At 33.5% G+C, this 8,997-nt stretch carries 10 protein-coding genes; all 10 read left to right on the forward strand.

From position 1 onward, the window contains the following. Positions 1-135 precede the first annotated feature (135 nt). The 10 genes from BUE95_RS13170 to BUE95_RS13215 all read left to right on the forward strand — a co-directional run bounded on the left by BUE95_RS13170 (position 136) and on the right by BUE95_RS13215 (position 8,882). Positions 136-1,383: a site-specific integrase gene (locus BUE95_RS13170; protein ID WP_073585278.1), complete on the forward strand. Its 1,248-nt coding sequence runs from the start codon at positions 136-138 to the stop codon at positions 1,381-1,383. 94 nt (positions 1,384-1,477) lie between these two features. Further along, positions 1,478-2,317 (forward strand): RteC domain-containing protein, encoded by an 840-nt coding sequence (locus BUE95_RS13175; protein WP_073585280.1) that lies wholly within the window; start codon positions 1,478-1,480, stop codon positions 2,315-2,317. A gap of 417 nt (positions 2,318-2,734) precedes the next feature. Further along, positions 2,735-3,037: a helix-turn-helix domain-containing protein gene (locus BUE95_RS13180; RefSeq protein ID WP_073585282.1), complete on the forward strand. Its 303-nt coding sequence runs from the start codon at positions 2,735-2,737 to the stop codon at positions 3,035-3,037. A 271-nt stretch (positions 3,038-3,308) separates the two neighbouring features. Beyond that, positions 3,309-4,298: a hypothetical protein gene (locus BUE95_RS13185; protein ID WP_073585284.1), complete on the forward strand. Its 990-nt coding sequence runs from the start codon at positions 3,309-3,311 to the stop codon at positions 4,296-4,298. Then, positions 4,282-4,941, forward strand: coding sequence for an ATPase (locus BUE95_RS13190; protein WP_073585286.1), 660 nt, complete (start codon positions 4,282-4,284; stop codon positions 4,939-4,941). The genes BUE95_RS13185 and BUE95_RS13190 overlap by 17 nt, the downstream gene beginning before the upstream one ends. Before the next feature lie 304 nt (positions 4,942-5,245). After that, a complete protein-coding gene (locus tag BUE95_RS13195; RefSeq protein ID WP_073585288.1) occupies positions 5,246-5,890 on the forward strand; it encodes a hypothetical protein in 645 nt (214 codons plus the stop codon). A 190-nt stretch (positions 5,891-6,080) separates the two neighbouring features. Next, the gene (locus BUE95_RS13200; protein ID WP_200778627.1) at positions 6,081-6,275 is read left to right on the forward strand and encodes a type IIL restriction-modification enzyme MmeI; all 195 of its coding nucleotides are present in this window, start codon (positions 6,081-6,083) and stop codon (positions 6,273-6,275) included. 139 nt (positions 6,276-6,414) lie between these two features. Further along, positions 6,415-6,864: a LexA family protein gene (locus tag BUE95_RS13205; protein WP_073585290.1), complete on the forward strand. Its 450-nt coding sequence runs from the start codon at positions 6,415-6,417 to the stop codon at positions 6,862-6,864. A 115-nt stretch (positions 6,865-6,979) separates the two neighbouring features. Continuing rightward, the gene (locus tag BUE95_RS13210) at positions 6,980-8,239 is read left to right on the forward strand and encodes a Y-family DNA polymerase (RefSeq protein ID WP_073585292.1); all 1,260 of its coding nucleotides are present in this window, start codon (positions 6,980-6,982) and stop codon (positions 8,237-8,239) included. A 52-nt stretch (positions 8,240-8,291) separates the two neighbouring features. Then, positions 8,292-8,882, forward strand: coding sequence for a hypothetical protein (locus BUE95_RS13215; RefSeq protein WP_073585294.1), 591 nt, complete (start codon positions 8,292-8,294; stop codon positions 8,880-8,882). The last annotated feature ends 115 nt before the right edge of the window (positions 8,883-8,997 follow it).

The following is an 8,997-nucleotide window of genomic DNA, read 5'->3' on the forward strand; positions in this document are numbered from 1 at the left end:
GGTACTTTAATTTTATAAAAAAATGTACCCCTCGATAGTCGTAATAGCCAGTATTTATAGGCTGTTTAGCTTTTAAACATCTTGACTTTTGATGTTAGTTTTTCGAAATTTAATTAACACTAAAGGTTACCAAAAATGAATGCAACAGTAAATGTGCTTTTTTACATTAAAAGAGCAAAAATCAACAGCAACGGACTTGTGCCAATTTTTATCCGTATTACAGTCGAAGGAAAGCGTATCGACAAGAGTACCGGAAAATATGTACTACCTGAAAAATGGAGTACAGAAACATCACGTTTAAAAGGTAATTCAGAAGAAGCTCGTTTGATAAACAATCATCTTGAACTATTAAGAATGCATGTTTTCGAGATAGAAAAACAATTATTAATCAAAAACGAAACTTTAAATTTTGAAAATTTCAAAAATGAGTACTTGGGCATCAAAGAACGCGAACGCCTACTAATCCCAATCTTCACAGAACACAACCGAAAAATTAAAGAACTGGTTGGAAGCGAGTACGCTCCAGGAACACTAGAACGTTATGAAACATCTTTAAAACATACTAAAGAATTTCTTCAATGGAAATACAGAGTTTCTGATATTGATATTGAGAAAATAGATCATGCTTTTATTACCGAGTATGAATTTTATCTTCGTACAGAAAGAAAGTGTGCGAACAATACAGCTGTAAAGTATATTAAAAACTTCCACAAGATTATAAACATTTGCTTGGCCAATGGATGGCTAAATAAGGACCCATTCGCAAATTATAAAGCAAAAGTCAAAGAAGTAGTTCGTGAATTCCTTACAGAACAAGAAATTCAAGATTTGATGGAAAAAGAATTGGTATCGGATCGTCTAGAATTGGTACGCGATATTTTCATATTCAGCTGCTTTACGGGATTAGCTTACATTGATGTCAAACAACTTTCAAAGGACAACATTGTATTAGGTATCGATGGCGATAAATGGATAAACAAAAACCGACAAAAAACCGATACGAATTCCAAAATTCCATTACTTCCAACAGCTCAATATATCTTGAATAAATATGCTAATCATCCAGTTTGTAAAAATGAAGATAAATTACTTCCGATATTTTCTAATCAAAAAATGAACGCTTACTTAAAAGAAATTGCTGATGTATGCGGAATCAACAAAGAACTAACATTCCATATAGCGCGACACACTTTTGCAACAACTGTAACATTGAGCAACGGAGTTCCAATCGAAACCGTAAGTAAAATGTTGGGGCATACAAACCTAAAAACAACACAACATTACGCTAAGATTTTAGACAAGAAAATCAGTGAGGATATGCAAATATTGAAAGCTAAATTCAATGCTAATACGCAAACCCAAAGCAAATCAATAAATTGCTAAAAATTTAAATAAAATTGTAATATTTTTAGTATTTTATTAGCAAATCCATTAATAGATTTTAGTTTATTTTGGCAAACTAAAATCTATTTTTTTTATGATTACTGCTATAAAAAACAACTCTTTGGTAGATTTTGAACACGAGCTCGCACAAATATTAAATTCAAATACTAGCGAAGTAGAAAAAGCTAAAAAGATTATCATTTTTATAGATAATATATTATTACAGCTAACAGACTGGTTAAAAACACACACTTTCGATTCCATTCAAGACGAAATCAAATTTTTTAAAGAAATAAAACCCAACATTGTTGCCAAACTGATCTTCTACAAAGAATTATTGTTTTTAGTAGCCACACTACCAGTAGAAAAAAACAAAAAAGTAAAGCACTACGAAAAAAAGCTTGAAGCAATCCGACATTTCAACAGGAAGAATAGAGAATTTATAAAATACATCAAAAGCCAATCCACGCATTTTGATGAACTCTACTTTTCCAGGAAAATGTATAGAGATCTATTCCTCACCGATTGCATAATCATCAATCATGATGCTAAACTTTGCACCTCACACGACTTCTTAGTAGCAGAGGTTCTGGCTTATGAATTACTAACACTTCATATCGAAAACCGAATTGACAACCTCAACCAATCCTGTACCATAAATTCAAACCAACTCCAATCCAACCTACACTGGACAGCCAAAAAAATAGATTTAATCGAACTAATTTATGCGCTACACGAAGCAAAAGTATTCGACAATGGACAAGCCGACATCAAAGAAATCACCAATGTTTTTGAAAAAGCATTCCAAATCGACTTAGGCGAAAACATCACACGAAGCTTCATCGATATTAAAAACCGAAAAACTGAACCAAAGCGTTTTATTTACCAACTACTTTATGCATTAGACGATAAAATTGAAAGTGACATGAAATAAAACTACCTTTTCCCACAATATAACAGTAAAAATCGTTCCCAAGTTGGTACAAACTTGGGAACTTTTCTTTTTAAAATAACAGTTCCAATAAACCACATTTTACCGATCAAAATTCCTCCAAACACCAAATCTGAAATTCGAAAATCAACCAACATCATACAGCTTATTCAAATTTAAGAAGACCTAAATGTATAAATTAAGATAAATCAGAAATTAAGACAATTTCATTCAAGAGTAAAACACCATTTTTAAAATCCAACTTGATACTTTTTTTTAAAAAAACCAACCTATTTCGAACCAAAAAGTACAATTTTCATCAAAAATGCATAAAAATCGTTCCCAAGTTGGTACCAACTTGGGAAACATTCTTATTCAAATCCACTTGTTTTGCCCTAATAATTTTTAAAACAAAACAAAATGAACTTCAATCACAAAGTTCTGTTTCCAGAAGCAGAAAACATCGAACTACTAAACCACCAAGTAGTAACCAAAAGAGATTTACTAAACTTAGGCAATCTACTTCTAAACGAAATCAAAAACGTAAAAACTAGCGAAACCCCAACCAAACAATGGCTAAAATCAACCGAGGTTCGAAAACTCCTAAACATCTCTCCAGGGACCCTTCAAAACCTCCGCATCAACGGAACGCTAAAATACAAACGCATCGGCGGCATCATCTACTACAACTACGAAGACATCGTAAAAATGCTTGAGAAGTAATATGAACGAAAACATAAACACCTGCAACGGCACCTGCAAATCGCACACACAAAGTTGTCATTCTGCGCTTGCCAAAGTATCTCCTACAGAGTAGGTTAACCCTTGAACAAAGTTCAAGCCAACTATACAACCTATGCAAAGTAAAACACCTAAAAACAAAACCTATGTTTCTATGTGGTAAAACCTAAACTACACAGTAGTCCAAACCTTTTAAGCGCAGCTTAAAACCACAACCTGAAACTTGAAACCTGAAACTTGAAACATTAAAACCATGAATTATATAAAACACCTAACCGGCTTCTTCGAAAAAGTAAGCGCCGATTACGACCTCAACCCCACCCACATAAGCCTCTACATGGCCATATTCCAATTATGGAACCAAAACCGCTTTCAAAATCCAATTAGCATTTCACGAGACGAACTTATGCGTATTAGCAAAATTGCATCTACAGCAACCTATCACAAATGCATGAAGGATTTAACGGATAGAGAATACGTGATTTACAAACCATCATTCAACCCGTTCAAAGGGTCAATTTTGGAAGTCTGCAAGTTGGATTTTTACACCAAACCAGTTCCAAAAAAAGAACTAAAAAAGCGTGCAACCAAGTCAAAAAATAACCAAGTCATTGAACAGGTTAATGAACAGGTTACTAAACAAGCTCTAAACAAGCATCAAACAAGCTCTAAACATGTACCTTATATAAACAATATAAACAATACAAACATTATAAACTTAGCTAAGCAAGAAATTTCAAAAAATGAAAAAAAATCAATTTTTACAAATTCAATTTTTGATGAGGTTCAAGAATCGGATTTAAAAATTGAAAATGAAAAAGAAATGCTTGCATTCGACAACACCGATAAAAAACAAACTGAAAAAAGTTGTCAAAAAAAGTTGCGCGAAAAAAAGAAAAAGAATTTTTCAAATGATTCTTCTGTTTCCATAAACTCAGTCGAGAAGCTTCTTTCAAAATTTTCAAAACCCACTCAGGAAGAAACCCAAATCTACTTCCTTGAAAAAAACTTTCCCGAAATCGAAGCACAACGCTTTTTCAATTACTTCGAGAGCAACGGCTGGTTAGTCGGTGGCAGAACCAAAATGAAAGACTGGAAAGCTGCAGCAAGAAATTGGATGCTCAACGCAAGAAAGTTTGAAAATAAAACTAATGCTTCAGCTCAAACAGAACCCAAAACAATCAATTTAAACCCAAAACTCCTCCACGTAACAAATCAAAAAAACTATGGAGAAGCACTTTAACACCGTCAAAGACACTTTCGTTATTCAAAACGGAATCAAAGTCTACAACTTCAATTGGTGCTTAAACTACATCGAGTACCAAGGCAAAATCATCTACGGACGTTACTTCAAAATTGAAGCCATCGACCACCAAACCATTCTCAAATTGGTAATTTATGCCATTCGAGACGAAAAAAAGGCTTTAGAGCTCAATTTAGACCTCAATAAAGGTATTTTATTGTCGGGACCAATTGGTTGCGGGAAAACGTCAATTATGGCGTTAATTCGACCATTTTTTTACCACAAACACGACTACAAAATCAAGACGTGTAGAGAAATATCTTTCGAATTCGCAAAAAACGGCTTCGAATCACTTCATCATTACACCCAAAAAGAACACACACAATCACGTTTAACCGGCTACTGTTTTGACGACTTAGGAGCCGAACAAAACATCAAACATTACGGCAACGACCTCAACGTCATGGCAGAAATTATCATTTCACGCTACGAAGACTTCGTTCAAAATCAATCCATCACCCACATCACCACTAACCTATCCGCCAGCGAAATCGAAGCCCTCTACGGCAACCGCCTCCGCTCAAGGATGAGATCTATGTTCAACCTAATCACCTTCAGCAATGAATCCAGGGATAAAAGATAAAATTTTCAATGATAATGAAAATGATTGTGTCATTCCGAGTGAAACTAGGAATCTCCTGTAAAGCAGGCTTTCCCTTTTAAGCGCAGCTTAAACAGCTAAACGTCCTAACCAAAGTAAAACGCCTAAAAACAAAACCTATGTTCCTATGTGGTAAAACCTAAACTACCCAGTAGTCCAAACCTTTTAAGCGCAGCTTAAAACCACCCAGACAACCTACAACAGACAACAAAAAAATCCGTCAAACCCGCGCTTGAAAATCCGCTTCATCCGCGTGCCAACCAAGTGCAACGTAAAATCCAAAAAAATGAACAAACAATTAAACCCTCGCCAAATAAAAACCATCCAAAATTTCTGGAACTGGTTCCAAGACAACGAACAAGCCATCTACAACGCTTGCAAACTGGAAATCAACAAAGAAGAAGTTTTCTTTCACATCCAAAGAAACCTCAACTATATCTCAAAAAGAATAGAAATTATTATTTATGAAGTCCCGAATCAAGTTAATAAATTACACATCATGATTTCGGCATTAGGATATAAAAAACTATTTCCAAAAGTAATCGCATTGGGCGATGCAGCTCCTAAATTAGAACACTTTACAATCCATACTTTTATCAAACCAATAGCTCCAGACAATAAGCACATTTTGCCTTCTTTTATTTCAATTGCAATGCAACAAGTCTTCATCAAATTAGAAGATTACAACACAGCAACCAAAAAAGTGGTTTTGATAATTTATGTACCAGAATCTCTGGAAAAATTCAATTTATCTTTTTTGCTTTATTTTACACTCGGAGAAGTAAACTTCAAAAAACACATAAAAGAAGTCCACTTCAAACCACTACCAAGAAACACAAACGGCTTACTCTCACTATCCGAACTCCCAGAATTCATTGACTACCTTGCAAAAATCAACTACAGCAGAAAACTAAAAATTTTCTTCGAATGAGGAAAACCGTACAGAAAACTAACTTCTGTACGGTTTTCCTCATTTTTATCTCAATCCCTTTTTTTACCTTAGCTGTTGTAATTTCCTATGTATTTTTACCTGGTTTCAAAATCAGGAATTTTTACGGGTTGTAAATACCCTTTTTTTTCGTTATGTTTGGGAATTATACTACAATTAAAACAAAATACAAATGGCGTTAAGCTGGAATGAGATAAAAGACAGAGCAGTTAAGTTTTCTAAAGAATGGAAAGATACAACTAATGAAGAAGCCGATGCAAAACCATTTTTAGACGCATTTTTTGATGTCTTTGGAATCACTCGTAAGAAGATTGGAACATTTGAGCATAGAGTAAAAAAACTATCAGATGCCGGTTTTCTATTTTAGTACTCATATATAGAATTTTTTGAAGCGATCAGGCATTCCTGGTTTCTATTACTTCATTCTGAGCTTTGTCGAAGGGTTAATAACTATTTTTTCAATATTACTATTTTCTATTACAATACTTACCTAATTTTGTTTAATAATGAAATTAAAAAATTTACATAATACAAAGGTGTTCGATTTTTATGCACCAGATTTCTCAACAGAATTGGAACTACCATATGTTGATGTAGGTATTAGTGCCGGTTTCCCTTCTCCTGCAGATGACTTTATTGAGCTAACAATCGACTTAAATAGAGAATTAATAAAACATAAAGACAGTACTTTTTTCGCTAAAGTAAAAGGGGATTCCATGAAGAATGCAGGTATTTTCGATGGCGATTTACTAATCATTGATAAAAGCTTAGAACCACAGGATGGTAAAATTGCTATTTGTCAAATAGATGGAGATTTTACAGTAAAAAGAATCAAAAAAGAAAACGACATAGTTTGGTTAATTGCCGAAAATGAAGACTACAAACCCATAAAAGTTACAGAAGAAAACGAACTAATGATTTGGGGAATCGTAATCCATAGCATTAAAACATTTTAACCGCAATTTGTCATACTGAGCTTGCCAAAGTATCTCCTACATAGTAGGCTATCCTTTTGAACAAAGTTCAAAAAAGACTAATCACTATTCACTAATTACTAATCACTCAAAAAGAATGTTTGCCTTAGTAGACTGCAATAACTTTTACGCCTCTTGTCAAAGAGTATTCGAACCACATTTAATTGGGAAACCAGTAGTAATACTTTCCAATAATGATGGTTGTGTTATTGCGCGTTCTAACGAAGCTAAAGCATTAGGCATTCCAATGGGAGCTCCTGCATTCGAATTCAAAAAACTATTCGAAGACAATAATGTATTTGTCTATTCTTCAAACTATGCCTTGTATGGTGATATGAGCAGCAGAGTAATGAACATCCTTGCAACCTACACACCGGAAATAGAAGTCTATAGTATTGACGAAGCTTTTCTAAAATTCGAAGGTTTTGAATTCTTTAACCTGGAAGAGTACGGAATTAAGATTCAAAGAACCGTAACTAAAAATACAGGTATTCCAATCAGTGTAGGATTTGCACCAACAAAAGCATTAGCAAAAGTAGCCAATAAAATAGCAAAGAAGTTCCCAGAACGAACCAAAAGTGTCTATATAATAGACAATGAAGAAAAGAGAATAAAAGCCCTTAAATGGACTAAAATTGAAGATGTTTGGGGTATTGGAAGAAAACACGCAAAACGCTTACAAGCAGTAAATGTTTTTAATGCATATCAATTCACACAATTACACGATGATTGGGTTAGAAAAGAAATGGCAGTTGTAGGGTTGAGATTAAAACACGAATTAGAAGGAAAACCAACATTGGATTTAGAAACTCCAAAAAGTAAAAAAATGATTGCTACTACAAGATCGTTTGAAAAACCAATGACTAAAATGGAAGATGTTTCTGAACGCATTGCAACGTTCACAACTTCCTGTGCCGAAAAACTAAGAAAACAAAACAGTCATTGCAACATGATAATGGTTTTTCTACACACCAATTATTTCAGAAAGGACCAACCACAATACTCAAGAAACATAGTAATCAATACCGATTTCCCAACAAACTCAACAATCGAGTTAAACAAATATGCACAAATTGGTTTAAAAGCAATTTTCAAAGAAGGTTATAATTACAAAAAAGCAGGCGTAATAGTAATGGGTTTAACACCAAACGACCAAACCCAATTATCATTATTCAACACCTCAAATCCAAAACATCAACCATTAATGTCAGTAGTTGATAAACTTAATAGAGCCTACGGCAAAAACAAAATCAAGTTCGCCAACCAATCCCTAGGCAGACAATGGAAAATGAAACAAGAAAAATTATCAAAGTCTTACACAACAAGAATTGATGAAATTATTACTATTAAGGTTTAAAAAAGTTGTATATATTTGGTGATATTTACTAGTTACAAGCAATATACATACGATGAGCATATTCGACATATTTAGAAGAAAAAAAATACAGCAGAACGTAATCGAAGAAAATGAAACTGGAGTTTATTTTCACGAAGACACTTTCAATCAAGTTGAATTTTTGCCTCGGGAAAATAAAGAATATCTGAAAAGTGAAAATCAAAAGATTGAAAACTTTTCTAAAGAAAATTTTGATGGACATGGATTCACAGATATTTATATAAGAGATGAAAGTCCCAAAACAATAGCTGACAAGAAAATAGATTTTGAAGAACTTGATAAAATTCTTTTAACACTAGGTCTTGAAAAGATAACAGAAGTTTATGAAGGTTATGGTTCGGAAAAATGGAAATGTGAAAATACTTTTGCTTATGTTTATGATAGTGCTCAAATTTTCGTTTCCTTAAAAGACAATTTAGTTCATGATTTTTGGGTTGACGGTTTTAGATTCCATAAAAATGATGAAACTAAAAACAAACTGAAAAGTGTATTATGGAAAATTGGCGATGAACTGAACTTACTATTAAACGATTGGGACTTAACAGTCGTAATTGATTTAAAAGACGAAAGTGAAATTGAAAAATATTTAAACGAAGAATTCTAAAAATACTGCTTGTAACAGCGGTAACTGTTGCACAACTACCATTTTTTAAAATATCCCGAAGGATCGGGACAAAAAATATAAAATTCCGACCTCGTTTAAGTACTTTTAAGCGAGG

The sequence above is a fragment of the Flavobacterium cucumis genome, assembly GCF_900148835.1.
Classification (GTDB): domain Bacteria; phylum Bacteroidota; class Bacteroidia; order Flavobacteriales; family Flavobacteriaceae; genus Flavobacterium; species Flavobacterium cucumis.